Source organism: Mesorhizobium sp. WSM3866, assembly GCF_002294795.1.
Classification (GTDB): Bacteria; Pseudomonadota; Alphaproteobacteria; order Rhizobiales; family Rhizobiaceae; genus Mesorhizobium.
The window spans coordinates 239,948-264,530 of sequence record NZ_NSGC01000010.1 but is presented as its reverse complement, the minus strand read 5'-3'; the positions used below and the strand labels follow the sequence as shown (position 1 = coordinate 264,530).

The following is a 24,583-nucleotide window of genomic DNA, read 5'->3' as shown; positions in this document are numbered from 1 at the left end:
TCTTCAGTTCCGTCGATAGAGTTCGGCGATCTCAGTCGCGCCGAGCCTTGTGAGGCAAGCGGCGGCAGTCTCGCCGGGATGCCGTGCGTTGCGGATCGCCGCCGCAATGCCGGCGACCCCGCGCGCGGCGTCATAGCCCGGCCTGTATCCGGCAGGAAGGGTCTTTGCCGTCCCGTCCACGACAAGTCCGGCTCCGTTTTCGTCGCCGACCAGGGTGAGGCCCGCTGGGCCGGGATGGGCGCAGCCCTTGGCGCAGCCGGAAATGTGGAGGGTGAGGGAGGCATCGAGGAGGTCGGGGCTTTCCGTTGCCATTTTTTCGGCGATGGCGCGGGTGGCGATGCGGCCGGAAGCGCAGGCGGGCGCTCCGGGGCAGGCGGCAATGCGGGTGCGCGGATCGGCGGCCTTGGTGACGAAGCCGAGGGCGGCGGCGGAGGCTTGGAGGGGAGGGCAGGCGGATGCGGTGAGGCCGAGGAAAAGCAGGGCGCGGCCTGGGGCCAGGCGGATTTCGGTCGAGCCCAGATCTGAAGCCTGGGCGGCGAGGTCGATGAGGTTCTGGGCCGGCATGCTTCCGAAGGGCAGGCCGAAGCCGAGGGCGTGGCTGCTGCTCAGGTCGAAGAGGCCGATGGGCGAATGCTGACGCCCTACGGCGCCCCCCTCTGTCCCGCCGGACATATCCCGCAGGACAGAGGGGGGCGCGAAGGAATGCCAGCCTGCGAGAGAAGCCAACTGCCGCTCCGACAATTCCCGCGTGTGCGCCTCGCGGCCTTTTTCGGCCACCATCCTTAGTGCAGCCAACGCGATGTTGCGTGCCGTATCCTCGTCAACAGTGGCGAGTGACTTCGCGCTTTGGCTGTCACCGGCAACCGACACGCTCCACTGGACGCCGGCCACAGTCCGCACCGCCTTCAGCCGCACGTCAGCCGTCAGCGCATCCACAGCCAACTCCCCGCCGCCGTCGACAACTACCGACACCTTCGGCCCCAGCCGTGGCGTCAGCCCGGCCTCTTCAACCGCCGCCCTGATCCGTTCCGCCAGCGGGCGCGAATCTGCAATCTGCTGCGGGTCGATACCCGCGAGCGGCCCGGTCTCCACCGGCACGCCCGTCCGCACGGCGATGCCCAGCGCATCCACTTCCGCCGCCAGCAGCCCAGCGCTGTCTGCTGTCAGGCCCCGGATCTGCAGGCTACCGCGAGCGGTCACTTCCATGATGCCGTTGCCGTGGCGCAAGGCGGATTCGCAAAGACCGATCAGCGACTTGGGTGCAAGCCCTCCAGCAACCGGATTGAGCCGCACCAGCAGGCCATCGCCGGTCTGCATCGGCGCGCTCAACGCAGGGCAGGCGCCGCGGCGCGAGAAGGCGTTCATGCCGCCACCCCGCTTGCCTGCGCCTCGGCGATCAAGGCCGTGAGATCGTCGTCGATGGAATTCCTGAGCGGATGCCAGAGACCGCGCCGTCGCGCAGCCAGGAATCGCTCAGCAATGACCTTCGCGGCGGCGGGATTTTCGCGCAGCAAGAAGGCTCGGACTTCCGCATCACCGATATAGGCGTCGTGCACCGCCTCGATCAGCGCGCCCGATATGGCATGCGTGGTCTCGGCGAAGCCGACCAGGCGGTCGACCGTCTCGGCGAATTCCGAGGCGCCGCGGGGGCCGTGGCGCATCTGCCCGGCAATGAAGCGCGGATTGACGGCGCGGGCCCGCACCACGCGCGACACCGCTTCGCCGACCGATCGCGGCCTCGGCTTCTTAGGGTCAGTCGTGTCGAGCACGATGACATCGGCATTCCTGCCAAGCGCGGCAAGTGCGGCCGAAAACCCGCCAATGAAGGCGACATCGGCCGAACCTTCGAGGATGTCGCGGCCCGGGTCGTCGCCGGTGTGGACAAGCAGGTCCGCGTCGGCGATGCGGCCCTCGAAGACGCCGGGCGCGGAGATGGCCTCACCGTCGGCGCCGCCATAGGCATGCGAGGTTGCTTCGAGATAGGCGCGGCCGATCTCTTCGCGCGCGCTCCATTCGCCGCGCGACAGCAATTCCTCGATCCCGGCGCCGTAAGTGCCGGGCGAGGTGCCGAAAATGCGCGGACCAATTTTGCCTTGGGCACGGGCCGCGGCGGCAAGCGGATTTTCCGAATCGTCCTCGTCGCGACCGGCGACGGCGCTGGCGGCGGCGCCGATCAGCGCGATCTGGGTCGGGAACATATCGCGAAACAGGCCGGAGATGCGCCAGGTGACGTCGACGCGCGGGCGGCCGAGGGCGGCCGGCGGCATCACCTCGATGCCGGTGACGCGGCCCGTTGCGGCATCCCATTGCGGCCGGCAGCCCATCAGCGCCAGGCCTTGCGCGATCTCCTCGCCGCCGGTGCGCAACGAGGCGGAGCCCCAGAGGTCGATGACCAACGAGCGCGGCCAGTCGCCATGGCTCTGCATGTAGCTGCGCACGACTTCTTCCGCCGCCGCCTGCCCGAGATCATAGGCCGTCGACGTCGGCATGGTGCGCGGATCGGAGGTGAAAAGGTTGCGGCCGGTGGGCAGGACATCGGAACGACCGCGCGCCGGCGCGCCTGCCGGTCCGGCCTTGATGTGACGCCCGTCGAGCGCAGCGAGCAGGGCGTCTTTTTCGGTCTCGGCGCTTTGGCGGCGCAGTGGATCGGCCTCTTCTTCCGGCGCGCGGCCATAGACATGCAGCCCGTCCTTGACGGCAAAATCCTTGAGGTCGCACAGCCACGCGTCGATGCGGCGCAGCGCCTCGTCCGGCACGTCGGTTCCGGCAACTCCGGCTTCGGCAGCCAGCCCGGATTTCTCCGCTGTCTCGACGATGAGCCTGGCCAGACGGTCGCGGCGGCGGCGGTCGAGCCCGTCGGCTTGTGCGTATTCGTCGACCAGCCGCTCAAGCCTCTGTTGCGCCTCGTCGAGCCCGGCGCCGGTCAGCGGCGGCGGCAGGTGACCGAGCGTGACGGCCGAGATGCGGCGCTTGGCCTGCGCCGCCTCGCCGGGATTGGAGACGATGAAGGGATAGACAACCGGCAGCGAGCCGGTGACGATCTCGGGAAAGCAGGTGTCGGAGAGCGCGACCGTCTTGCCCGGCAGCCATTCCAGCGTGCCATGCGCGCCGACATGGACGATGGCGTGGACGCCGAGCGACTTTTGCAGCCACAGGCCGAAGGCGATCAGCTCGTGGCGCGGGGGAAGGGTCGGGTCGTGGTAGTCAGCGCGGCGGTCTGCGGAGCGGCCACGGTCGGGGGCCAGCGCCACGGTGACGTTGCCGAAGGTGGCGGCGCGGAAGGGGAAGCTTGCGGAAGGAGGCGCTTGAACACCCCCCTCTGTCCTGCCGGACATCTCCCCCTCAAGGGGGGAGATTGGCAGTTTCGCTGACGGCGCTTCTCCTCCAGCGTTGATGATTGGCGAAAGCATCGATGCAGGCGCAATCTCCCCCCTAGAGGGGGCGATGTCCGGCAGGACAGAGGGGGGCGCATTGACGTGAGCTTTGTCGTTGGCTCTCCCCCACGCTGCCTCAACCGTGTCGCGTGCACCTTCGGGAAGCGCTGCAGAAAAGGCGAGATATTCCTGTAAGGTGAGACCAAGTCCACCCACCTCCAACACATCCAGCAGCCCGCGTGGCGATTGTGGAATCCCATCAACCGCATAGCCCTGTTCCTTGAGGTCGTGCAGCATGGCGAGCACACTCGACGGAACGTCGAGGCCGACGGCATAGCCTGTACGTCCGGGCGCGCTTGGATAATCCGGAATCAGGATCGCCAGCTTGCGTTCCGCCCGCTGCGTCCGTTGAAGGCGGAGGAATGCGGCGATGCGGGCGGCGACCTGGGCGACGCGATCCGTTTCCGGTCGGTTGGCGAAGGCGCGGAAGGCCAGCGCCGGATCGGTGTCAATCTCGCCCTTGAAGGAGATCGCGCCGGCGAGGATACGGCCATCGAGCTCGGGCAGCACGACATGCATGGCAAGGTCGGCGGGCGCCAGGCCGCGCTGGTTTTTCTCCCAGACTTCGCGCCGCGTCGTGGCGACGATGACCTGGAACACGGGCACGCGGGCACGGTCGAAGAGCGTTTCGGCACCCGGCTCGGCACCGGAGGCGAAGGCGGTTGCAGTGACGATGGCGGACGGGTTCAGCGAGGCGATGGCGGTTTCGACGAAAGCCAGCGATACCGGGTCCTTGAGGCTCGAAACAAAGATCGGCATTGGCGTCATGCCCTGCGAGCGAAGGGCATCTGCGAGTGCATCGATTGGCGCGACGTCCGCGGCAAGCAGCATCGAGCGGTAGAAGAGGATGGGGATGACGGGGGCACCGACGCTGTCGATGTTGAGCTCCGCCACACCCCCCTCTCTCCTGCCGGACAGAGGGAGGTGTGACGGATCGCCGACGTTCAAGAAGACTGATTTCGCGACAACTCCGATTCCTGGTTGATAGTACCCCGCCTTCGGCACGCTCACCGGCTCGGCCACGGCCGTATCCGACCCGGCGAGCCTTGCCAGTCTTTGCACCAGCGCGCTCATGTTCGCCGGGCCGCCTTCGCGGAAATAGCCGAGCAGGGCGTCGAGTTCGGCGCGCGGCAGGGTCGAGGCTTCGATCAGCCGCTGGTCCTCGTCATGGCTTTCGCCCGGCAGCAGCGCCAGCTTGATGCCGCGCTCGCGTGCGACCGCGGCGAGCTGGTCGGAGCCATAGCGCCACCAGTCATAACCGCCCAGGATGCGGACGAGGACCACCTTGGCGTGACGGGCAACGCTGTCGATCCAGAGGTCCACCGACATCGGATGGCGGAGATCGCGAAGTGCTGCCAGCCGCATCGACGGCAGCCGCGCGGCGTCGGCCTTCCACGCAGCGGCGAGGCCGGCGAGATCGCTGTCGGTGAAGGACAGGGCCACGACATCCGCAGGCGTCTGCCTGAGGTCGATCGGCTCGGCGAGATCGTCGAGCGAGGCGGATGTCGTGGTGAGGATGTGCATCGCGGTTCGGTCTTGCCTCAGCCGGCGAGGATACGCTCGATCGCCGGGCGGTTCAGCCCCTTGAGGCCGATGACGACGAGCCGCGATCGGCGGTCGTCGTCCGGCGTCCAGGCGCGGTCGTAATAGTGGTTGACGCGCGGGCCGACGGCCTGGAGCAGCAGCCGCATCGGCTTGCCGCCCACCTCGACAAAGCCTTTGACGCGCAGAACGTTTTCCTGCTCGGCGGCGAGAGCGACGCGCTTTGCCAGCTCATCCGGACTGGCGATGGACGGGATATCGAGGACGAAGGAGTCGAAATCGTCATGCTCATGGTCGAGCTCGTCATCGTGATGCGTCTTGCGGTTCTCGATGTCGTCCTCGACCGCGAGGCCAAGACCGAGCAGCACGGAGGGGTCGACCTTGCCCTGCGCGGTCGGCACGACCTTGACGGCGCGCGCCACGTGCTCGCCGATAACGGCATTGGCGCGGACTGAGCCCGCCGCGTCCATCAGATCGCTCTTCGACAGGATGATGAGGTCGGCGCAGGCGATCTGGTCCTCGAACACCTCTTCGACCGGATCGTCGTGGTCGAGGGAATCGTCGGCGGCGCGCTGCGCCTGCAGGGCGTCCATGTCGGAGGCGACGCGGCCGTCGGCCAGCGCCGGACCGTCGACCACGGCGATGACGCCATCGACGGTGACGCGGCTCTTCACCGTCGGCCAGTGGAAGGCCTGGACGAGCGGCTTCGGCAAAGCGAGGCCGGAGGTTTCGATCAGGATGTGGTCGACTTTCGGCGTGCGCGACAGGATCTGGTCGAGCGCCGGCACGAAATCGTCGGCGACGGTGCAACAGATGCAACCATTGGCGAGCTCGACGATATTTTCCTCCGGGCAGGTGTCGATGCCGCAGCCTTTCAGGATCTCGCCGTCGATGCCGACATCGCCGAATTCGTTGACGATGATCGCCAGCCGCTTGCCCTTGGCGTTTTCGAGCAGGTTGCGGATCAGCGTGGTCTTGCCGGCGCCGAGAAAGCCGGTCACGACAGTGCAGGGAACACGGGAGAGGGATGCGGTCATGTCAGTCCTTCAGCAGGTAGAGGGGCGGGATGCGGGCAACCAGGCCGCGCTTGAGGGAATCGGGCCGGCCTCGCCAGGGGATGAGGCCGTCGGTCGAGGTGGCAAAGAGCTTTGCGCCGATGACGAGGTCGGCGCCGCTGGTCGTTTCCAGGTCACCGAAGACATAGCTCCAGCAGCCGTCGCGCAGCAGCGCCGCGCTCAGGCGGCGTTTGCAATTGCCGAGACACTCGACGGTGCGGATGCGGATTTTCTCGTCCGGCGCGGCGCGACGCGCGTCTTCGGCAAGGAGGGCGCCGGCGCGCGGATGCGCGTCCGAACCGGTCTCATCGCGGCAGGAGGAGCAGACGATGACGGTCACTTCCGATAGCGCGTCGCGGGGTTCGGACGAAATGTCCGCGGTATTAGCCGGAAAACTGACGTTGCGATCCAAAACCAGGCTCCTTGCCCGGAAAACCCGCCGAGCGATCGGATTCTCATGTCTCAGACGGCAGGTCTCCTGGCTCGCGGGTCGTCGCCTTACGCCGCCTTCCCGGGAAACATCCCAGTGGTTTTCGGCTGAGGCTCGTCGCTCACAGTTGCGGGGACAGCCGCGGATTTGGGTTTTCCCGCACCGCATTCCCTCTTGGCTCCTCCCCTTGCCGGGAGGAGACCGTCTGCGACGGATTTAGGCTTAGAGGTGCTGGCATGTCAACGCGCGGCTACGACACCGAAATGTCGGCCAACGCCGGCCCAAGGTCGCCGGCCGGCGTCACCTCGATGGTTTCCAAGCCGAGCCATGCCTGCATCTGTTTCAACTCATCGAAGAGCTGTGCGGCCGTTTCGGCGGGAGCGCCGGCTTCGGCAAAAGCCGCATGGACGCGCAGCACGCCGGCCGGCCGGTCAGCTCTCAAATCGACCCGGGCAACGATCCGGTCGCCGAGCAGGAAAGGCAGCACGTAGTAGCCGTACTGGCGCTTCTCGGCCGGCGTGTAGATCTCGATGCGGTAGCGGAAGCCGAAGAGTTTTTCCGTCCGGGTGCGTTCGAATACCACCGGATCGAAGGGCGCGAGCAGGGCGCGGGCCTCGATCCGGCGCGGAAAGCGGGCGTCCTTGTGGAGATAGGCGGGCTTGTCCCAGCCTTCGACCTTCACCGGCAGCAGTTCGCCCATCTCGACCAGTTCCTCGATTCTGGCTCTCGTATCGCCAGGCGCCAGGCGGAAATAGTCACGCAGATCGCCATAGGTTGCGATGCCATGGGCGCGGGCGGAAATGCGCAGCAATTGGCGATGCGCGTCCTCGACCGAGGGCACCGGCAGGTCGAGGATGGCCTGCGGCAGAACCCGCTCAGGCAGGTCGTAATAGCGCTCGAATCCTCGCCGGTAGGCGGTGGTGATGCGCCCGGCCCAGAACAGCCATTCGAAAGCGTGCTTGGCCTCGCTCCAGCCCCACCATCCGCCATTGCCCTTGTGGCCTTCGATGTCGGAGGCGGCGATCGGCCCGCGTTCCGCGACTTGCCCGTAGATCTCCTCGATCATCGCCTTGCGCTCGCGGCCCCATTTGGCGAGGCCGAGGTACATTTCCTCGCCTTGCTCGGCGCGCTGCATGCGCCAGCGCATCAACGGATAGGTCTCGACGGGCAGGAAGGAAGCCTCATGGGCCCAGTATTCGAAGACGGTTCGCTTGCGGGTGACGGCCGCGTTGTCGAGCAGCGCAAGCGGGTAGGGGCCGAGGCGCGAATAGAGCGGCATATAGTGGGCGCGCACCACGGCGCTGACGGAATCGATCTGCAGCAGGCCAGTTCGGGAAAGCACGCGGGCGAGATGGCGACGATCGGGCGTGCCGGCAGGCCGCGCATCGCTAAAACCCTGCGCGCCGAGCGCAATGCGCCTTGCTGCGGCGAGCGAGATCTTTTCTTTCATCCAGCTACCTTGCCCTGATCCTTTGCCGGGGTTTCCAGTCGGTGATTCCGGCCATGCTAGCAGGCAAATGGCGGGAGATATGTCAGGATAGAAAAGTGGAGTAAAACATGAAGGAAATCAAACAGGAGCGGATCGGACCAGTTTCTTCCGATATGGCGTCCAGGGCCGGATTTTGAAGAAGGTTTGACTTGCGTCGCCGAAACCGCTGCGCTAACCCTCGCCGCGTCGCAGCATAGGCCACCTAAAACGGTTCAGCGGGTTAAACTGTCACGCTTCCGCCTTAGAGTCCGTTGCTGTAATCAAAGTGAACTGGCCGCCGAAGGAAAGTCGCCGCATGAGCGCACTCCTAAGTTCGTATCTGCCCATCGTGCTCTTCATCGCAGTGGCGATGGTCGTCGGCCTGGCGCTGATCGTTGCGCCGTTCCTGGTTGCCTACCGCAATCCCGATCCGGAAAAGCTTTCCGCCTATGAATGCGGGTTCAACTCATTCGACGACGCCCGCATGAAGTTCGACATCCGCTTCTACCTGGTGTCGATCCTGTTCATCATCTTCGATCTCGAGGTCGCCTTCCTGTTCCCGTGGGCGGTGTCCTTCTCCAAGCTCGGCATGCTCGGCTTCTGGTCGATGATGGTGTTCCTGGCGGTGCTGACCATCGGCTTTGCCTATGAATGGAAAAAAGGAGCGCTGGAATGGGATTGAACGACAGTTCAGGCACCCTCGTCGCGCCGAAGCCCAAGGGCATCATCGATCCCAACACCGGCAGGCCGGTGGGGGAGGACGATCCCTTCTTCCTCGAGATCAATAATGAGCTGGCCGACAAGGGCTTCCTTGTCACCTCGACCGAGGCGCTGATCACCTGGGCGCGCAGCGGCTCGCTGATGTTCATGACCTTCGGTCTCGCCTGCTGCGCGGTCGAGATGATCCACACCTCGATGCCGCGCTATGACTCAGAGAGGTTCGGCGTCGCGCCGCGCGCGTCTCCGCGCCAGTCCGATATCATGATCGTCGCGGGCACACTGACCAACAAGATGGCGCCGGCGCTGCGCAAGGTCTACGACCAGATGCCGGAGCCGCGCTACGTCATCTCGATGGGTTCGTGCGCCAATGGCGGCGGCTATTATCACTATTCCTATTCGGTGGTGCGCGGCTGCGACCGCATCGTGCCGGTCGACATCTATGTCCCCGGCTGCCCGCCGAGCGCCGAAGCGCTGCTCTACGGCATTCTCCTGTTGCAGAAGAAGATCCGCCGCACCGGCACGATCGAACGGTGAACCAATGGCCTTGGCGTTGCACGAACTCTCCACCTATCTCGGCGAGAAGCTCTCCGGCCGCATCGGCGAAACGGTGCTTGCTTATGGCGAACTGACGGTTTGCGTCGAGCCGGGCAACCTGACCGAGGTCGCGACCTTCCTGCGCGACGACCCGCGCTGCCAGTTCGTCTCGATCATCGACATTTGCGGCGCCGACTATCCGTCGCGTGCCAAGCGCTTCGACGTCGTCTACCACCTGTTGTCGCCGAAGCAGAACGTCCGCATCCGCCTCAAGGTCCAGGCCGACGAGGAGACGCTGGTGCCGTCGCTGACCGGCGTCTATCCCGGCGCCGACTGGTTCGAGCGCGAGACCTATGATCTCTACGGCGTGCTCTTCTCCGGCCATCCGGACCTGCGCCGCATCCTCACCGACTACGGCTTTGAAGGGCATCCCCTGCGCAAGGACTTCCCGCTGACCGGCTTCGTCGAGGTTCGCTACGACGACGAGGCCAAGCGGGTCATCTATGAGCCGGTGGAATTGAAGCAGGAATTTAGAAACTTTGACTTTTTGAGCCCATGGGAGGGAACGGATTACGTCCTTCCGGGCGATGAAAAGGCGAAGCCAAATTGAGGCGCCACAATGGCTGAAACCTCCGTCCGCAATTTTAACATTAACTTTGGGCCTCAACACCCTGCTGCCCACGGCGTTTTGCGTCTCGTGCTGGAGCTGGACGGCGAGGTGGTCGATCGCGTCGATCCGCATATCGGCCTGCTGCATCGCGGTACCGAGAAGCTGATCGAGGCCAAGACCTATCTGCAGGCGGTGCCCTATCTCGACCGGCTCGACTATTGCGCGCCGATGAACCAGGAGCATGCCTTCGCGCTCGCGGCCGAGCGCCTGCTCGGCATCGAGGTGCCGAAGCGCGGCCAGCTGATCCGCGTGCTCTATTCCGAAATGGGCCGCATCATGTCGCACATCCTCAATGTGACGACGCAGGCGATGGACGTCGGCGCGCTGACGCCGCCGCTGTGGGGCTTCGTCGAGCGCGAGAAGCTGATGGTGTTTTATGAGCGCGCCTCCGGCTCGCGCATGCATGCGGCCTACTTCCGGCCAGGCGGCGTGCATCAGGACCTGCCGCAGAAGCTGATCGAGGATATCGGCAAGTGGATCGATCCGTTCCTGAAGTCGGTCGACGACCTTGACGCCTTGCTCACCGGCAACCGCATCTTCAAGCAGCGCAATGTCGACATCGGCACGGTGTCGCTCGCCGAAGCCTGGGCCTGGGGTTTTTCGGGCGTGATGGTGCGCGGCTCGGGTGCCGCCTGGGACCTGCGCAAGGCGCAGCCCTACGAATGCTATTCCGAGATGGATTTCGACATCCCGATCGGCAAGAACGGCGACTGCTACGACCGTTATCTCGTGCGCATGGAAGAGATGCGCCAATCGGCCAAGATCATGCGCCAGTGCGTCGATCTTCTGCTCGGCAAGGAGAGCGCCGGACCGGTGTCGAACCTCGACGGCAAGGTGGTGCCGCCGAAGCGCGCGGCGATGAAGCGCTCGATGGAAGCGCTCATCCATCATTTCAAGCTCTATACCGAGGGCTATCGCGTGCCGGCCGGCGAGGTCTATGCGGCTGTCGAGGCGCCGAAGGGCGAGTTCGGCGTCTATCTCGTCTCCGACGGCACCAACAAGCCCTATCGCTGCAAGCTGCGCGCGCCGGGTTTTGCGCATCTGCAGGCCATGGATTTCCTGTGCCGCGGCCACATGCTGGCCGACGTCACCGCCGTGCTTGGCTCCCTCGACATCGTGTTTGGTGAGGTCGATCGGTGAGATTGGGAGCAACTCAGCGATCCAAAGCACTGCTGGCGGCGGCTTGTGTTGCCGCTTCCGTAGAGGCATCCCTAGCTGGGCCCCAAGACGGTCTTACGTCGACCGATCTTCTTCACGACGGATTTAAGCTTGTGGCAGAGGGCGATCTCCTGACGGTACGTGAACTCGGTGGTCACGTCCTTTTGGATTCAGGAATTTTTGTTCTCGGACCTCCTCCGGGGCCGCCTTGTGAGGGCGAGAGGACGTTTGTAGCCGAGATGCCGAGCCTTGCTAAACCTCGCGATTGCGGGCGAGTCACTTGGTGGAACGACCGCTACGACGAGTTCTTGCGTTTGAAACGCGGGCCTGAGGAATTCGTGTGTGTGGTCGGGTCCACCGAAAATTGTTATCGCACCTATAACTAAATCGGGTCAGCAAGAATGTCAGTCCGCCGTCTCGCAGATGCCAGCGTCCAGCCAGCCTCCTTCGCCTTCAACGAGGCGAACGCTGCGGCGGCGCAGCAGTGGATCGCCAAATATCCGAAGGGACGCGAGCAGTCGGCCATCATCCCATTGCTCATGATCGCTCAGGAACAGGAAGGCTGGGTGACGAAAGCGGCGATCGAGACGATCTCGGATATGCTCGGCATGCCGCGCATCCGCGGCCTCGAGGTCGCCACCTTCTACACGCAATACCAGCTCAATCCGGTCGGCACCCGCGCCCATATCCAGGTCTGCGGCACCACGCCCTGCATGCTGCGCGGCTCGGAAGCGCTCATGGATGTGTGCCGGTCTAAGATCCATCACGACCAGTTCCATACCAACGACAGGGGCACGCTGTCGTGGGAGGAAGTCGAATGCCTCGGCGCCTGCGTCAACGCGCCGATGGTCATGATCTTCAAGGACACGTTCGAAGACCTGACGCCGGAGCGCCTTGCCGAGATCATCGATCTCTATGAAGCCGGCAAAGGCGCCGAGGTGAAGCCCGGTCCGCAGAACGGCCGCATCGGTTCGGAGCCGGCCACGGGCCTGACGACGCTGAAGAGCGAGAAGGCAATCCTGAAATCCACCCGCGACAAGGAAGCCAAGGCCGCCGCGAAGGCAGCCAGACAAGCCGCTGCCGCAGCGCCGGCTACTGCATCCGCCGCCGTCGTCTCGCAGGCGCCTGCCGCGCCGCCCTCGGCCCCTGTCGGGCCATCGAAATCCGGCAAGCCGAAAACCGACGCGCCCGAAACCAGTCCGGCACTAAGGACACCGTCGCCGGTCAAGGTTTCGCCCGCCACCGAGAAGGCGGCCAGCGTCAGGGCGCCGCGCCACTCCGCAGCCAATGCCAACCAGGCTTCTCCGGAAGTCGAGGCGGTTTCGAAGCCGCGCAGCGGGCCGAAGGCCAAGGCCGAGCCGGCGTCCGCCTTCAAGTCGCCGGAAGCGAAGCAGCCTGCGACCAAGACGGCCAAGCCTTCGCTCGAGGACAAGAACCGCCCGGCCGGGATCGCGCGTCCGGCAACGGTCGACGATCTGAAGCTGATCTCCGGTGTCGGTCCGAAGATCGAAGGCGTCCTGCATTCGCTTGGCATTTATACTTTCGCGCAGGTCTCTGCGTGGAGGAAGGCCGAGCGCGAATGGGTCGACGGCTATCTCAATTTCCGCGGCCGTATCGAGCGCGACGACTGGGCGAAGCAGGCCAAGGCGCTCGCCAAGGGCGGCGTCGCCGAGTACATCCGAGTCTTCGGCAAGAAGCCGGTCTGAGGGACGAACAATGCTTCAGGACAAAGACCGCATCTTCACCAACATCTACGGCCTCTTCGACAAGTCGCTGGCCGGAGCGCAGGCGCGCGGCATGTGGGACGATACACCCGGCCTGATCGCCAAGGGACGCGACTGGATCATCAACGAAATGAAGGCAAGCGGCCTGCGCGGCCGTGGCGGCGCCGGCTTCCCGACCGGCCTGAAATGGTCGTTCATGCCCAAGCAGAGCGATGGCCGGCCGAGCTATCTCGTCATCAATGCCGACGAATCCGAGCCTGGCACCTGCAAGGACCGTGACATTCTGCGCAACGATCCGCATACGCTGGTCGAGGGCGCGCTGGTCGCCGGTTTCGCCATGGGCGCGGTCGCTGCTTACATCTATGTGCGCGGCGAGTTCATCCGCGAGCGCGAGGCGCTGCAGCGCGCCATCGACGAGGCTTATGCGGCCAAGCTCATCGGCAAGAACAACACCTCCGGCTACGACTTCGACGTCTATATGCACCACGGCGCCGGCGCCTATATTTGCGGCGAGGAGACGGCGCTGCTCGAAAGCCTCGAGGGCAAGAAGGGCCAGCCGCGACTGAAGCCGCCATTCCCGGCCAATGTCGGCCTTTATGGCTGCCCGACCACGGTCAACAACGTCGAATCCATCGCCGTGGCGCCGACGATCCTGCGCCGGGGTGCTGCCTGGTTCTCGTCCTTCGGCCGGCCGAACAATGCCGGCACCAAGCTCTTCTGCGTGTCCGGGCACGTCAACAATCCGTGCACCTTCGAAGAGGCGATGTCGATCCCGTTCCGCGAACTGATCGAGACGCATTGCGGCGGCATTCGCGGCGGCTGGGACAATCTGCTCGCGGTCATCCCGGGCGGCGCTTCGGTGCCGCTGGTGCCGGCCGAGCAGATCATCGACGCGCCGATGGATTTCGATGCATTGCGCGACCTCAAATCCGGCCTCGGCACCGCGGCTGTCATCGTCATGGACAAGTCGACCGATATCGTGAAGGCGATCGCCAGGCTTTCCTACTTCTACAAGCATGAGAGCTGCGGCCAGTGCACGCCGTGCCGCGAAGGCACCGGCTGGATGTGGCGGGTGATGGAACGGCTGGTGCGCGGCGAAGCGCAGAAGCGCGAGATCGACATGCTGCTCGATGTCACCAAGCAGGTGGAAGGTCACACGATCTGCGCGCTGGGCGATGCCGCGGCCTGGCCGATCCAGGGCCTGATGCGGCATTTCCGTGGCGAGGTGGAGCGCCGCATCGACGAGTTTTCGCGCAACGCGCACCGGGTCGAGCCGGTGATGGCGGCGGCGGAATAGATTTGCAAGACGGGCATTGCCCGGGACGGAAAGCATGGCGGGGCGTACGAAGAAACGACCAGGAGATGTCTATGGCGCCGTATTCGATAGCCTACCCGCTGATGCCTTATTTGGACGAACTCGAGAAGATGAACCCGGACCTGACCAAGATGATGCCGAGGGAGATGGCCAGCGCCGTCAACCTGATGGCGCATCCTGTCGCGGGCGTGGCTGCACTATCGGCGGTAGGCATCGGTTTCGCCAACCATGCCCTGGGTGTCTGGATGGGCGCGTTCTCCGGCGCCGTCGAAGCCTCGCAGCGCATGCTCCAGCCGTTCCTCGACGATCTCGAGGCGCGGACCGAAGCCGCCAACAATTCGTCCAAGGCGCGCAAGGCGACCGAGACGCTGATCGCCGAGGCGCAGACCTTCGCCAGGGATGTGACCGACATCGCGGCGAACGCCAGCGCTGAGAAGGCGCTCGACGCGAGAGGCGACACGGTAGCCGGAACGGCCGCGACCGGTCTGATGCCGGAAGATTTCAGGCAGCCCAAGGCGATCGACAAGCCGGCAAAGCCGTCCGACCTGAAGGCGATATCGGGCATCGGGCCGAAGCTGGAGAAGGTGCTGAATGGTCTTGGCATCTGGTCCTACGACCAGATCGCTGCCTGGACCTTGGAAGAGATCGCCTGGGTCGAGGATTACCTGTCGCTCGCCGGCCGCGTCGGCCGCGACGACTGGACTGGCCAAGCGGCGGCGCTGGCCGCCAAATAGTGAGATGAAATGCCGGGCGCAGTCGCGCCCCGGAACGAAAGATTGCGGGAAATCCGCGAGGGTTTGAGGCGAATGGCAAAGCTCAAGGTCGACGGGAAAGAGATCACGGTACCCGACCATTACACGCTGCTGCAGGCGGCCGAGGACGCCGGCGCGGAAGTGCCGCGCTTCTGCTTCCATGAGCGGTTGTCCATCGCCGGCAATTGCCGCATGTGCCTGATCGAGGTGAAGGGTGGCCCGCCCAAGCCGCAGGCCTCCTGCGCCATGGGCGTGCGCGACCTGCGCCCCGGCCCGAATGGCGAAACGCCGGAAATCTTCACCAACACGCCTATGGTCAAGAAGGCCCGCGAAGGCGTGATGGAGTTCCTGCTGATCAACCATCCGCTGGATTGCCCGATCTGCGACCAGGGCGGCGAGTGCGACTTGCAGGACCAGGCGATGGCCTTCGGCGTCGACTCCTCGCGCTACCATGAGAACAAGCGGGCGGTCGAAGACAAGTATATCGGTCCGCTGGTCAAGACGGTGATGAACCGCTGCATCCACTGCACGCGCTGCGTCCGCTTCACCACCGAGGTCGCCGGCATCTCCGAACTCGGCCTGATCGGCCGCGGCGAGGATGCCGAGATCACCACCTATCTCGAACAGGCGATGACCTCGGAGCTCCAGGGCAACGTCATCGATCTTTGCCCGGTCGGCGCGCTGACCTCCAAGCCGTTCGCCTTCCAGGCGCGGCCGTGGGAGCTGACCAAGACGGAGTCGATCGACGTCATGGACGCCGTCGGCTCGGCGATCCGCGTCGATAGCCGCGGCCGCGAGGTGATGCGCATCCTGCCGCGCGTCAACGAGGCCGTGAACGAGGAGTGGATCTCGGACAAGACGCGCTTCATCTGGGATGGCCTGCGCACCCAGCGCCTCGATCGTCCCTACGTTCGCAAGAACGGCAAGCTTGCTCCGGCAAGCTGGGCGGAAGCCTTCGCGGCGATCAAGGACGAGGTGTCGAAGACCGCCCCTGAGCGCGTCGGTGCGATCGCCGGCGACCTCGCCGCGGTCGAGGAAATCTATGCGCTCAAGCTTTTGATGGCGGCGCTCGGCTCCAAGAACATCGACTGCCGCCAGGACGGCGCTGCGCTCGATCCGTCGCTCGGCCGCGCGAGCTACATCTTCAATCCGACCATAGAAGGCATCGAGCAGGCCGACGCGGTGCTGATCGTCGGCGCCAATCCGCGCTTCGAGGCCTCCGTGCTCAACGCCCGCATCCGCAAGCGCTGGCGCGTCGGCAACCTGCCGATCGGCGTCATCGGCGAGATCGGCGACACGCGCTATGACTACGAGCTCATCGGCGCCGGCCCAGAATCCTTGAAGGACTTGGCCGACGGCAACGGCAAGTTCTTCGAGGTGCTGAAGAATGCAGCGCATCCGCTGATCATCGTCGGCCAGGGCGCCCTGGCGCGCTCGGACGGCGCGGCAGTGCTCGGCCAGGCGGCAAGGCTGGCGACGACCGTCAATGCCGTCACGGCCGAGTGGAACGGCTTCGCGGTGCTGCACAACGCGGCGGCCAGAGTCGGCGGGCTCGACGTCGGCTTCGTGCCGGGCGAGGGCGGCAAGAATGTCGCCGGCATGCTGGGCGCGACGGATCTCCTGTTCCTGCTTGGCGCCGACGAGATCGACATGGCCAGGACCGGCGGCGCCTTCGTCGTCTATATCGGCACGCATGGCGATGCGGGCGCGCACCGCGCCAATGTCATCCTGCCGGCTGCTGCCTACACCGAAAAGTCCGGCACCTATGTGAACACGGAAGGCCGCGTGCAGCAGACCAACCGCGCCGGTTTCGCCCCGGGCGAAGCGCGCGAGGACTGGGCGATCCTGCGGGCGCTGTCGGATGTGCTCGGCAAGAAGCTGCCGTTCGATTCGCTGGCGCAGCTGCGCGCGAAGCTCTATGGCGAACATCCCCATCTTGCCCGCGTCGATCATGTGGCGGCGGGCAGCGCCGACGGCGTTGCCAGGGCGGCGAAGCTCGGCGGACGCTTGAACAAGGGCACCTTCACCTCGCCGGTGAAGGACTTCTATCTCACCAACCCGATCGCGCGGGCCTCGGCCGTGATGGCTGAGTGCTCGGCGCTGGCCAAGAGCGGCTTCAAGCAGGCGGCGGAATAAGCATGGACACCTTCTTTTCCTTCTACGTGCTGCCGGCGCTGCTGATCCTGTTGAAGTCGGTCGTGCTGATCGTCGTTCTTTTGATCTTTGTGGCTTACGTGCTTTATGCCGACCGCAAGATCTGGGCTGCGGTGCAGCTGCGCCGCGGCCCGAACGTGGTCGGTCCCTGGGGCACGCTGCAGGCCTTCGCCGACCTTTTGAAATTCGTCTTCAAGGAGCCGGTGATCCCGTCGGGCGCCAACAAGGGCGTCTTCCTGCTGGCGCCACTGGTCTCAGCCGTGCTCGCGATCTCGGCCTGGGCGGTCATTCCGGTCAATCAAGGCTGGGCTATCGCTAACATCAATGTCGGCATCCTTTATGTTTTCGCCATCTCCTCGCTCGAGGTCTACGGCGTGATCATGGGCGGCTGGGCGTCGAACTCGAAATATCCGTTCCTCGGCGCGCTGCGCTCAGCCGCGCAGATGGTGTCCTACGAGGTGTCGATCGGCTTCGTCATCGTCACCGTGCTGCTTTGCGTCGGCTCGCTCAACCTCTCCGACATCGTGCTCTCGCAGCAGGATGGCCTCGGCACCAAGCTCGGCCTGCCCAACACCTTCCTCGACTGGCACTGGCTGTCGCTGTTCCCGATGTTCATCGTGTTCTTCATCTCGGCGCTGGCCGAGACGAACCGTCCGCCCTTCGATTTGGTGGAAGCGGAATCGGAACTCGTCGCCGGACACATGGTCGAATATTCGTCGACGCCGTTCCTGCTCTTCTTCCTGGGCGAGTACGTCGCCGTCGTCCTGATGTGCGCGCTGGCCACCATCCTGTTCCTCGGCGGCTGGCTGCCACCGTTCGACTTCGCGCCCTTCACCTGGGTGCCCGGCCTGATCTGGTTCGTGCTCAAGGTCTGCCTGGTGTTCTTCATGTTCTCGATGGTGAAGGCGTTTGTGCCGCGCTACCGCTATGATCAGCTGATGCGGCTAGGCTGGAAGGTCTTCCTGCCGATCTCGCTGTTCATGGTCGTCGCCACCGCGGCCTTCCTCAAGATCACGGGGTTTGCGTGATGTCCGCTCTTGCCCAAGCCGCAAAGGCCCTGTTGCTGAAGGATTTCGTCAGCGCCTTCTTCCTGTCGATGCGCCAGTTCGTTGCGCCGAAGGAGACGATCAACTATCCGCACGAGAAGGGACCGACCAGCCCGCGCTTCCGCGGCGAGCACGCGCTGCGCCGCTACCCCAATGGGGAGGAGCGCTGCATCGCCTGCAAGCTTTGCGAGGCGATCTGTCCGGCACAGGCGATCACCATCGAAGCCGGCCCGCGCCGCAACGACGGTACGCGGCGCACCGTGCGCTACGATATCGACATGGTGAAGTGCATCTATTGCGGCTTCTGCCAGGAAGCCTGCCCGGTCGACGCCATCGTCGAGGGGCCGAATTTCGAATTCGCGACCGAGACGCGCGAGGAGCTTTACTACAACAAGGAAAAGCTGCTCGCGAACGGCGATCGCTGGGAGCGTGAGCTGGCGCGCAACATCGCGTTGGACGCGCCCTATCGCTGACATTTGACGCATGGACGGGGCGAGGCCTCGTCCAAAGGATGGTCCCCGAAAAGTTGCAGACTTTCGGACCAGATCATCCTCCGGAATGAAAAGAGTGTCGCATGTTTCTTTCGATCGGGTCTTTCAACCCGATCGGAACATGCGATAGGAACACGCAACTTTGCCAGCCGGAGGCGGCGGCGACATCGAGCAGGGGCGCTGAGCCAGTGTTCGGACAGGAACCCGAGGGAACCCCATGCTGAGTGGACTAGAGGCGGTCTTTTTCTACCTCTTCGCCTTTATCGCCGTGGCGTCGGCTTTCATGGTCATTTCGTCGCGCAACCCTGTGCATTCGGTGCTGTTCCTGATCCTCACCTTCTTCAATGCCGCTGGCCTGTTCATGCTGACCGGCGCCGAGTTCCTGGCGATGATCCTGCTCGTCGTCTATGTCGGCGCGGTGATGGTGCTGTTCCTGTTCGTCGTCATGATGCTCGACGTCGACTTCGCGGAGATGAAGCAGGGCGCGCTGCAATATGCGCCGATCGGCGCGCTGGTCGGGCTGATCCTGGCGGCGGAGCTGATCGTCGTGCTCGGCGGCTACAGCTTCGCGCCGCAGCTTGCCTCGACGGTGGCCAAGGCAACGCCGGACCTCGCCGCGCGCTCCAACACGGCGGCGCTCGGCGACATCCTCTACACGGACTATCTCTATTATTTCCAGATCGCCGGCCTCGTGCTTCTGGTCGCCATGATCGGTGCCATCGTGCTGACGCTGCGCCACAAGGAAGGCGTCAAGCGGCAGTCGATCGCCGCGCAGGTCGGCCGCACGCCGGCAACGGGCATGGAAATCCGCAAGGTCAAGTCGGGCGAGGGTATCTGAGATGGTCGTCGGCATCGCGCATTATCTGACCGTATCGGCGATCCTGTTCACGCTCGGCGTGTTCGGCATCTTTTTGAACCGCCGCAACATCATCGTCATCCTGATGTCGATCGAGCTGATCCTGCTCGCGGTCAACATCAACTTCGTCGCCTTCTCGGCGGCGCTGCATGACCTCGTAGGGCAGGTATTCGCCCTGTTCGTGCTGACGGTCGCCGCGGCGGAAGCCGCGATCGGACTTGCCATTCTTGTCGTCTTCTTCCGCAACCGCGGCTCGATAGCGGTCGAAGACGTGAACCAGATGAAGGGTTGACGGGAACAACCATGTACCAGGCCATCGTCTTCCTTCCGCTGCTCGGCTTCCTGATTGTCGGTCTGTTCGGCAATTCGCTCGGCGCCAAGGCATCCGAATACATCACTTCCGGCTTCCTGGTGATCGCGGCGGTGCTGTCGTGGATCGCCTTCTTCACCGTCGGCTTCGGCCATGGCGAAGTGTTCACCGTGCCGGTGCTGCGCTGGATCCAGGCGGGCGGGCTCGACGTCGCCTGGGCGCTCAGGATCGACACACTGACGGTGGTGATGCTGGTCGTCGTCAACACCGTGTCGGCGCTGGTCCATATCTATTCGATCGGCTACATGCACCACGATCCGAACCGGCCGCGCTTCTTCGCCTATCTGTCGCTGTTCACCTTCGCGATGCTGATGCTGGTGACGGCCGACAATCTGGTGCAGATGTTCTTCGGCTGGGAAGGCGTCGGCCTCGCCTCCTATCTGCTGATCGGCTTCTGGTACAAGAAGCCCTCCGCCAACGCCGCGGCGATCAAGGCCTTCGTCGTCAACCGCGTCGGCGACTTCGGCTTCGCGCTCGGCATCTTCGGCGTCTTCGTGCTGTTCGGCTCGGTCAATCTCGGCACAGTCTTTGCCAACGCAGCCTCCTTCCTTCCGGCCGAAGGCGCGCCGGAGGGCGCCGCGGTGCTCACCTTCCTCGGCCATGCGCTCGACAAGCACACTTCGCTAACGGTGGTCTGCCTGCTGCTGTTCATGGGCGCCATGGGCAAGTCGGCGCAGGTGCCGCTGCACACCTGGCTGCCCGATGCCATGGAAGGCCCGACGCCCGTCTCGGCGCTGATCCATGCCGCGACCATGGTGACGGCCGGCGTGTTCATGCTGGCGAGGCTCTCGCCGCTGTTCGAGCTGTCGCATTCGGCGCTGACCGTCGTCACCTTCATCGGCGCCTTCACCGCCTTCTTCGCTGCCACCGTCGGCCTTGTCCAGAACGATATCAAGCGCGTCATCGCCTATTCGACCTGCTCGCAGCTCGGCTATATGTTCGTGGCGCTCGGCGTCGGCGCCTATGGCGCGGCGATCTTCCATCTGTTCACGCATGCCTTCTTCAAGGCGCTGCTCTTCCTCGGCTCGGGCTCGGTCATCCACGCCGTCTCCGACGAGCAGGACATGCGCCTGATGGGCGGGTTGAGGACGCTCATCCCCAAGACCTACTGGATGATGGTGATCGGCACCCTGGCGCTGACCGGCGTCGGGATCCCGGCGACGGTGATCGGCACCGCCGGCTTCTTCTCCAAGGACGCCATCATCGAAGCGTCCTTTGCCAGCCACAACGCGGTCGCGGGCTTTGCCTTCGTGCTGCTCGTGATCGCCGCCGCCTTCACAAGCTTCTATTCCTGGCGGCTGATCTTCATGACCTTCCACGGCGAGCCGCGCGCCAGCCACGAGGTCATGCATCACGTGCATGAATCGCCGCCGGTGATGCTGGTGCCGCTCTACGTGCTGGCTGCCGGCGCGCTGTTTGCCGGCATCATCTTCCACGGCGCCTTCATCGGCGAGGGCTATGCCGAGTTCTGGAAGGCCTCGCTGTTCACGCTGCCGGACAACCACATCCTGCACGAGATCCACGAATTGCCGTTGTGGGTGGAACTGGCTCCGTTCATCGCCATGGTCATCGGCTTTGCGGTCGCGTGGAAGTTCTACATCCGCTCGCCGGAACTGCCCCGGAGCGTCGCCGCCAACCATCGCCTGCTCTACGGCTTCCTGCTCAACAAATGGTATTTCGACGAGCTCTACGACTTCCTTTTCGTGCGGCCGGCGAAGCGCCTCGGCCGGTTCCTATGGAAGACCGGTGACGGCGCCATCATCGACGGGCTCGGCCCGGACGGCATCTCGGCGCGCGTCGTCGACGTCACCAACCGCGTCGTCAAATTGCAGACCGGCTACCTCTACCACTATGCCTTCGCCATGCTGATCGGCGTGGCCGCTCTCGTCACCTGGATGATGCTCTGATGACCGACTGGCCAATCCTCTCGCTGGTCACCTTCCTGCCGCTGGTTGGTGTTCTGCTCATTCTGCCGATCAGCGACGACAGCGAAAACGCGCGCCGCAACATCCGCTCGATCGCCTTCATCACGACGGCGTTCACCTTCGTGGTGTCGCTGTTCATCTGGAAGGACTTCGATAATTCGCAGGCCGGCTTCCAATTCGTCGAGAAGCACGCCTGGCTGGATTCGGGCATCTCCTACCATATGGGCGTCGACGGCATCTCGATGCTGTTCGTCATCCTGACCACCTTCCTGATGCCGCTCTGCATCCTGGCCTCGTGGGATGCGATCGAGAAGCGCGTCAAGGCCTACATGATCGCCTTCCTGATCCTCGAGACGCTGATGATCGGCGTGTTCTGCGCGCTCGACATCGTGCTCTTCTACGTCTTCTTCGAGGGCGGCCTGATCCCGATGTTCATCATCATCGGTGTCTGGGGCGGCAAGCGGCGCGTCTATGCCTCGTTCAAGTTCTTCCTTTATACGCTTGCCGGCTCGGTGCTGATGCTGCTCGCCATCATGGCGATGTTCTTCCAGTCCGGCACGACCGACATCACCACGCTGCTGACGCACAACTTCCCGGCCAACATGCAGACCTGGCTGTGGCTCGCCTTCTTCGCCTCCTTCGCGGTGAAGATGCCGATGTGGCCGGTGCACACCTGGCTGCCCGACGCGCATGTCGAGGCGCCGACGGCGGGTTCGGTCATCCTGGCCGGCATCCTGTTGAAGATGGGCGGATACGGCTTCCTGCGCTTCTCGCTGCCGATGTTCCCGCTGGCGTCGGAGATGTTCGCGCCGCTGATCTTCACGCTCTCGGTCGTCGCCATCATCTACACCTCGCTGGTGGCGCTGATGCAGGAGGACATGAAGAAGCTCATCGCCTATTCGTCGGTCGCCCATATGGGCTTCGTCACCATGGGCATCTTCGCGATGAATCAGGAGGGCGTGCAGGGCGCGATGTTCCAGATGCTCAGCCATGGGCTCGTCTCCGGCGCGCTGTTCCTGTGCGTCGGCGTCATCTATGACCGCATGCATACGCGCGAAATCGACGCCTATGGCGGGCTGGTCAACAACATGCCGAAATACGCGACCGCGTTCATGATCTTCACCATGGCCAATGTCGGCCTGCCGGGCACCAGCGGCTTCGTCGGCGAGTTCCTGACCATGCTCGGCGTGTTTCGGGTGAACACCTGGGTGGCGTTCTTCGCCGCTACCGGCGTGATCCTGTCGGCAGCCTACGCGCTCTGGCTCTACCGCCGCGTGATCTTCGGCGCGCTGACCAAGGAGAGCCTGAAGAACCTGCTCGATCTTTCGACGCGCGAGAAGGCGATCATCTACCCGCTGGTGGTGCTGGTGATCTTCTTGGGCGTCTATCCGGCGCCTGTCTTCGATGCCACCACGCAGTCGGTCAAGGCGCTCGTCACCAACGTCACCGCTTCCATCAATTCCGCGCAGACCGCGGCGGCGAACTGACCGGGGAAATACCATGACGCCGGACCTTCTCTCCAGCCTTTCGCTCTCAACGCCGGAACTGATCCTCGCCATCGGCGCGCTGGCGCTTCTGATGGTGGGTGCCTATTCGCGCTCCAACAACACCACGACGGTGACCGGGCTCGCGGTCGCGGTGCTTGTGATCGCCGGCCTCTGGCTGGCTTTCTCCGGCGGCGAGGGGTCTGCCTATGGCAGCGCTTTCGTCCAGGACTCCTTCGGCCGCTTCATGAAGATGCTGGCGCTGATCGGCTCGGCCGTCACGCTCGTCATGTCGATGCGGTTTGCCAGGCAGGAGCATTTCGACAAGTTCGAATATCCGGTGCTGATCGTGCTGTGCACGCTCGGCATGATGCTGATGATCTCGGCCAACGGCATGATCGGCCTTTATCTCGGGCTCGAGCTGCAGTCGCTGGCGATCTATGTGCTGGCGGCGATCAACCGTGACAATGTCCGCTCGACCGAGGCCGGCCTCAAATATTTTGTTCTCGGAGCGCTGTCGTCGGGCATGCTGCTCTACGGCATCTCGCTGGTCTACGGTTATACCGGCAACACCGGCTTTCACGAGATCGCGACGGCGCTGGGCAGCGGCGAACGTCAGCTCGGCCTTGTCTTCGGCCTGGTCTTCGTGCTCGCCGGCCTCGCCTTCAAGATCTCGGCGGTGCCGTTCCACATGTGGACGCCGGACGTCTATGAGGGCGCGCCGACGCCGATCACCGCCTTCCTGGCCGCCGCCCCGAAGATGGCGGCGATGGCGCTGATCGTGCGCGTCACCATGGGCGCCTTCAAGCCGATCGCCGCCGACTGGCAGCAGATCGTCGTCTTCATCTCGATCGCCTCGATGGCGCTCGGCGCCTTCGCCGCGATCGGCCAGACCAACATCAAACGGCTGATGGCCTATTCCTCGATCGGCCATATGGGCTACGCGCTGGTCGGCCTTGCCGCGAACAGTCAGGCCGGCGTGCGCGGCCTGGCGATCTACATGCTGATCTATCTGGTGATGACGCTCGGCACCTTCGCCTTCATCCTCGCCATGCGGCGCAAGGAGGGCAATGTCGAGCAGATCGGCGATCTGGCGGGCCTCGCCTCGACCAATCCCATCATGGCCACCATCCTCACCATCCTGATGTTCTCGCTGGCCGGCATTCCGCCGCTCGCCGGCTTCTGGGGGAAATGGTACGTGTTCCTCGCCGCCATCAACGCGCATCTCTATGCCCTGGCGATCATCGGCGTGCTGGCTTCGGTGGTGGGCGCCTACTATTACCTGCGCATCATCAAGATCATGTGGTTCGACGAGCCTGTCGGCGGCTTTGTGCCGATGGCCAGCGAATTGCGCCTCGTGCTCGGCGTCAGCGGCGCCTTCGTGCTGTTCTATGTGCTGATCGGCGGGCCGATCGGCAGCTATGCCGAAGCCGCCGCCAAGACCTTCTTCTGACG

At 64.4% G+C, this 24,583-nt stretch carries 20 protein-coding genes and 1 riboswitch; of the genes, 15 read left to right on the top strand and 5 right to left on the bottom strand.

The window, feature by feature from the left end; genetic code table 11:
• Positions 1 to 3 precede the first annotated feature (3 nt).
• From cobG to CK222_RS23240, 5 genes are all read right to left on the bottom strand, one after another.
• The gene (gene cobG / locus CK222_RS23260) at positions 4 to 1,365 is read right to left on the bottom strand and encodes a precorrin-3B synthase (RefSeq protein WP_095801989.1); all 1,362 of its coding nucleotides are present in this window, start codon (positions 1,363 to 1,365) and stop codon (positions 4 to 6) included.
• The gene (cobN, locus tag CK222_RS23255) at positions 1,362 to 4,958 is read right to left on the bottom strand and encodes a cobaltochelatase subunit CobN (RefSeq protein WP_095801988.1); all 3,597 of its coding nucleotides are present in this window, start codon (positions 4,956 to 4,958) and stop codon (positions 1,362 to 1,364) included. The genes cobG and cobN overlap by 4 nt, the downstream gene beginning before the upstream one ends.
• A 17-nt stretch (positions 4,959 to 4,975) precedes the next feature.
• Positions 4,976 to 6,013: a cobalamin biosynthesis protein CobW gene (gene cobW / locus CK222_RS23250; RefSeq protein ID WP_095801987.1), complete on the bottom strand. Its 1,038-nt coding sequence runs from the start codon at positions 6,011 to 6,013 to the stop codon at positions 4,976 to 4,978.
• A 1-nt stretch (position 6,014) separates the two neighbouring features.
• On the bottom strand, positions 6,015 to 6,443 hold the full coding sequence (locus CK222_RS23245; RefSeq protein WP_095801986.1) for a DUF1636 family protein: 429 nt from the start codon (positions 6,441 to 6,443) through the stop codon (positions 6,015 to 6,017).
• Positions 6,444 to 6,481: 38 nt separating this feature from the next.
• Positions 6,482 to 6,682, bottom strand: a riboswitch (cobalamin riboswitch).
• Between the two features lie 29 nt (positions 6,683 to 6,711).
• Positions 6,712 to 7,911 carry a winged helix-turn-helix domain-containing protein gene (locus tag CK222_RS23240; RefSeq protein ID WP_095801985.1) on the bottom strand — a complete coding sequence of 400 codons (1,200 nt, stop codon included), beginning with the start codon at positions 7,909 to 7,911 and terminating at the stop codon, positions 6,712 to 6,714.
• Positions 7,912 to 8,245: 334 nt separating this feature from the next.
• Between CK222_RS23240 and CK222_RS23235 the strand changes: the two genes are divergently transcribed.
• The 15 genes from CK222_RS23235 to nuoN all read left to right on the top strand — a co-directional run bounded on the left by CK222_RS23235 (position 8,246) and on the right by nuoN (position 24,581).
• Entirely contained in the window at positions 8,246 to 8,611 is a 366-nt protein-coding gene (locus tag CK222_RS23235) for an NADH-quinone oxidoreductase subunit A (RefSeq protein WP_027169002.1), read from the top strand.
• Positions 8,602 to 9,183 (top strand): NADH-quinone oxidoreductase subunit B, encoded by a 582-nt coding sequence (locus tag CK222_RS23230; RefSeq protein WP_013531090.1) that lies wholly within the window; start codon positions 8,602 to 8,604, stop codon positions 9,181 to 9,183. Before CK222_RS23235 ends, CK222_RS23230 begins: the two co-directional genes overlap by 10 nt.
• 4 nt (positions 9,184 to 9,187) lie before the next feature.
• Positions 9,188 to 9,793, top strand: coding sequence for an NADH-quinone oxidoreductase subunit C (locus tag CK222_RS23225; RefSeq protein WP_066998762.1), 606 nt, complete (start codon positions 9,188 to 9,190; stop codon positions 9,791 to 9,793).
• 9 nt (positions 9,794 to 9,802) lie between these two features.
• Entirely contained in the window at positions 9,803 to 10,993 is a 1,191-nt protein-coding gene (locus CK222_RS23220) for an NADH-quinone oxidoreductase subunit D (RefSeq protein ID WP_095801984.1), read from the top strand.
• 419 nt (positions 10,994 to 11,412) lie between these two features.
• On the top strand, positions 11,413 to 12,717 hold the full coding sequence (locus CK222_RS23215; RefSeq protein WP_095801983.1) for an NADH-quinone oxidoreductase subunit E: 1,305 nt from the start codon (positions 11,413 to 11,415) through the stop codon (positions 12,715 to 12,717).
• 10 nt (positions 12,718 to 12,727) lie between these two features.
• Positions 12,728 to 14,032, top strand: a complete 1,305-nt coding sequence (nuoF, locus tag CK222_RS23210) for an NADH-quinone oxidoreductase subunit NuoF (RefSeq protein ID WP_066998771.1) — start codon at positions 12,728 to 12,730, stop codon at positions 14,030 to 14,032.
• Positions 14,033 to 14,103: 71 nt separating this feature from the next.
• Positions 14,104 to 14,784 carry an NADH-ubiquinone dehydrogenase gene (locus CK222_RS23205; RefSeq protein WP_095801982.1) on the top strand — a complete coding sequence of 227 codons (681 nt, stop codon included), beginning with the start codon at positions 14,104 to 14,106 and terminating at the stop codon, positions 14,782 to 14,784.
• 72 nt (positions 14,785 to 14,856) lie between these two features.
• Positions 14,857 to 16,938 carry an NADH-quinone oxidoreductase subunit NuoG gene (gene nuoG, locus CK222_RS23200; RefSeq protein ID WP_095801981.1) on the top strand — a complete coding sequence of 694 codons (2,082 nt, stop codon included), beginning with the start codon at positions 14,857 to 14,859 and terminating at the stop codon, positions 16,936 to 16,938.
• Positions 16,939 to 16,940: 2 nt separating this feature from the next.
• On the top strand, positions 16,941 to 17,984 hold the full coding sequence (nuoH, locus tag CK222_RS23195; RefSeq protein WP_066998780.1) for an NADH-quinone oxidoreductase subunit NuoH: 1,044 nt from the start codon (positions 16,941 to 16,943) through the stop codon (positions 17,982 to 17,984).
• A complete protein-coding gene (nuoI, locus tag CK222_RS23190; RefSeq protein ID WP_066998784.1) occupies positions 17,984 to 18,475 on the top strand; it encodes an NADH-quinone oxidoreductase subunit NuoI in 492 nt (163 codons plus the stop codon). The genes nuoH and nuoI overlap by 1 nt, the downstream gene beginning before the upstream one ends.
• Positions 18,476 to 18,710: 235 nt before the next feature.
• Positions 18,711 to 19,331 (top strand): NADH-quinone oxidoreductase subunit J, encoded by a 621-nt coding sequence (locus CK222_RS23185; RefSeq protein WP_066998787.1) that lies wholly within the window; start codon positions 18,711 to 18,713, stop codon positions 19,329 to 19,331.
• 1 nt (position 19,332) lies between these two features.
• Positions 19,333 to 19,641, top strand: coding sequence for an NADH-quinone oxidoreductase subunit NuoK (nuoK, locus tag CK222_RS23180; RefSeq protein WP_066998791.1), 309 nt, complete (start codon positions 19,333 to 19,335; stop codon positions 19,639 to 19,641).
• An 11-nt stretch (positions 19,642 to 19,652) separates the two neighbouring features.
• The gene (gene nuoL, locus CK222_RS23175; RefSeq protein ID WP_095801980.1) at positions 19,653 to 21,626 is read left to right on the top strand and encodes an NADH-quinone oxidoreductase subunit L; all 1,974 of its coding nucleotides are present in this window, start codon (positions 19,653 to 19,655) and stop codon (positions 21,624 to 21,626) included.
• Positions 21,626 to 23,131, top strand: a complete 1,506-nt coding sequence (locus tag CK222_RS23170; RefSeq protein WP_095801979.1) for an NADH-quinone oxidoreductase subunit M — start codon at positions 21,626 to 21,628, stop codon at positions 23,129 to 23,131. The genes nuoL and CK222_RS23170 overlap by 1 nt, the downstream gene beginning before the upstream one ends.
• Positions 23,132 to 23,144: 13 nt before the next feature.
• Entirely contained in the window at positions 23,145 to 24,581 is a 1,437-nt protein-coding gene (gene nuoN / locus CK222_RS23165; protein WP_095801978.1) for an NADH-quinone oxidoreductase subunit NuoN, read from the top strand.
• The last annotated feature ends 2 nt before the right edge of the window (positions 24,582 to 24,583 follow it).

Excerpts from the sequence above, each read along its gene's own strand:
- CK222_RS23215 (WP_095801983.1), top strand. The coding sequence starts at position 11,413 with ATGTCAGTCCGCCGTCTCGCAGATGCCAGCGTCCAGCCAGCCTCCTTC.
- nuoK (WP_066998791.1), top strand. The coding sequence starts at position 19,333 with ATGGTCGTCGGCATCGCGCATTATCTGACCGTATCGGCGATCCTGTTC.
- CK222_RS23170 (WP_095801979.1), top strand. The coding sequence starts at position 21,626 with ATGACCGACTGGCCAATCCTCTCGCTGGTCACCTTCCTGCCGCTGGTT.
- cobN (WP_095801988.1), bottom strand. The coding sequence starts at position 4,958 with ATGCACATCCTCACCACGACATCCGCCTCGCTCGACGATCTCGCCGAG.
- CK222_RS23230 (WP_013531090.1), top strand. The coding sequence starts at position 8,602 with ATGGGATTGAACGACAGTTCAGGCACCCTCGTCGCGCCGAAGCCCAAG.
- nuoH (WP_066998780.1), top strand. The coding sequence starts at position 16,941 with ATGGACACCTTCTTTTCCTTCTACGTGCTGCCGGCGCTGCTGATCCTG.
- CK222_RS23220 (WP_095801984.1), top strand. The coding sequence starts at position 9,803 with ATGGCTGAAACCTCCGTCCGCAATTTTAACATTAACTTTGGGCCTCAA.
- nuoL (WP_095801980.1), top strand. The coding sequence starts at position 19,653 with ATGTACCAGGCCATCGTCTTCCTTCCGCTGCTCGGCTTCCTGATTGTC.
- cobW (WP_095801987.1), bottom strand. The coding sequence starts at position 6,013 with ATGACCGCATCCCTCTCCCGTGTTCCCTGCACTGTCGTGACCGGCTTT.
- CK222_RS23235 (WP_027169002.1), top strand. The coding sequence starts at position 8,246 with ATGAGCGCACTCCTAAGTTCGTATCTGCCCATCGTGCTCTTCATCGCA.
- nuoN (WP_095801978.1), top strand. The coding sequence starts at position 23,145 with ATGACGCCGGACCTTCTCTCCAGCCTTTCGCTCTCAACGCCGGAACTG.
- CK222_RS23185 (WP_066998787.1), top strand. The coding sequence starts at position 18,711 with ATGCTGAGTGGACTAGAGGCGGTCTTTTTCTACCTCTTCGCCTTTATC.
- nuoI (WP_066998784.1), top strand. The coding sequence starts at position 17,984 with ATGTCCGCTCTTGCCCAAGCCGCAAAGGCCCTGTTGCTGAAGGATTTC.
- CK222_RS23205 (WP_095801982.1), top strand. The coding sequence starts at position 14,104 with ATGGCGCCGTATTCGATAGCCTACCCGCTGATGCCTTATTTGGACGAA.
- CK222_RS23240 (WP_095801985.1), bottom strand. The coding sequence starts at position 7,911 with ATGAAAGAAAAGATCTCGCTCGCCGCAGCAAGGCGCATTGCGCTCGGC.
- nuoG (WP_095801981.1), top strand. The coding sequence starts at position 14,857 with ATGGCAAAGCTCAAGGTCGACGGGAAAGAGATCACGGTACCCGACCAT.
- CK222_RS23225 (WP_066998762.1), top strand. The coding sequence starts at position 9,188 with ATGGCCTTGGCGTTGCACGAACTCTCCACCTATCTCGGCGAGAAGCTC.
- cobG (WP_095801989.1), bottom strand. The coding sequence starts at position 1,365 with ATGAACGCCTTCTCGCGCCGCGGCGCCTGCCCTGCGTTGAGCGCGCCG.
- nuoF (WP_066998771.1), top strand. The coding sequence starts at position 12,728 with ATGCTTCAGGACAAAGACCGCATCTTCACCAACATCTACGGCCTCTTC.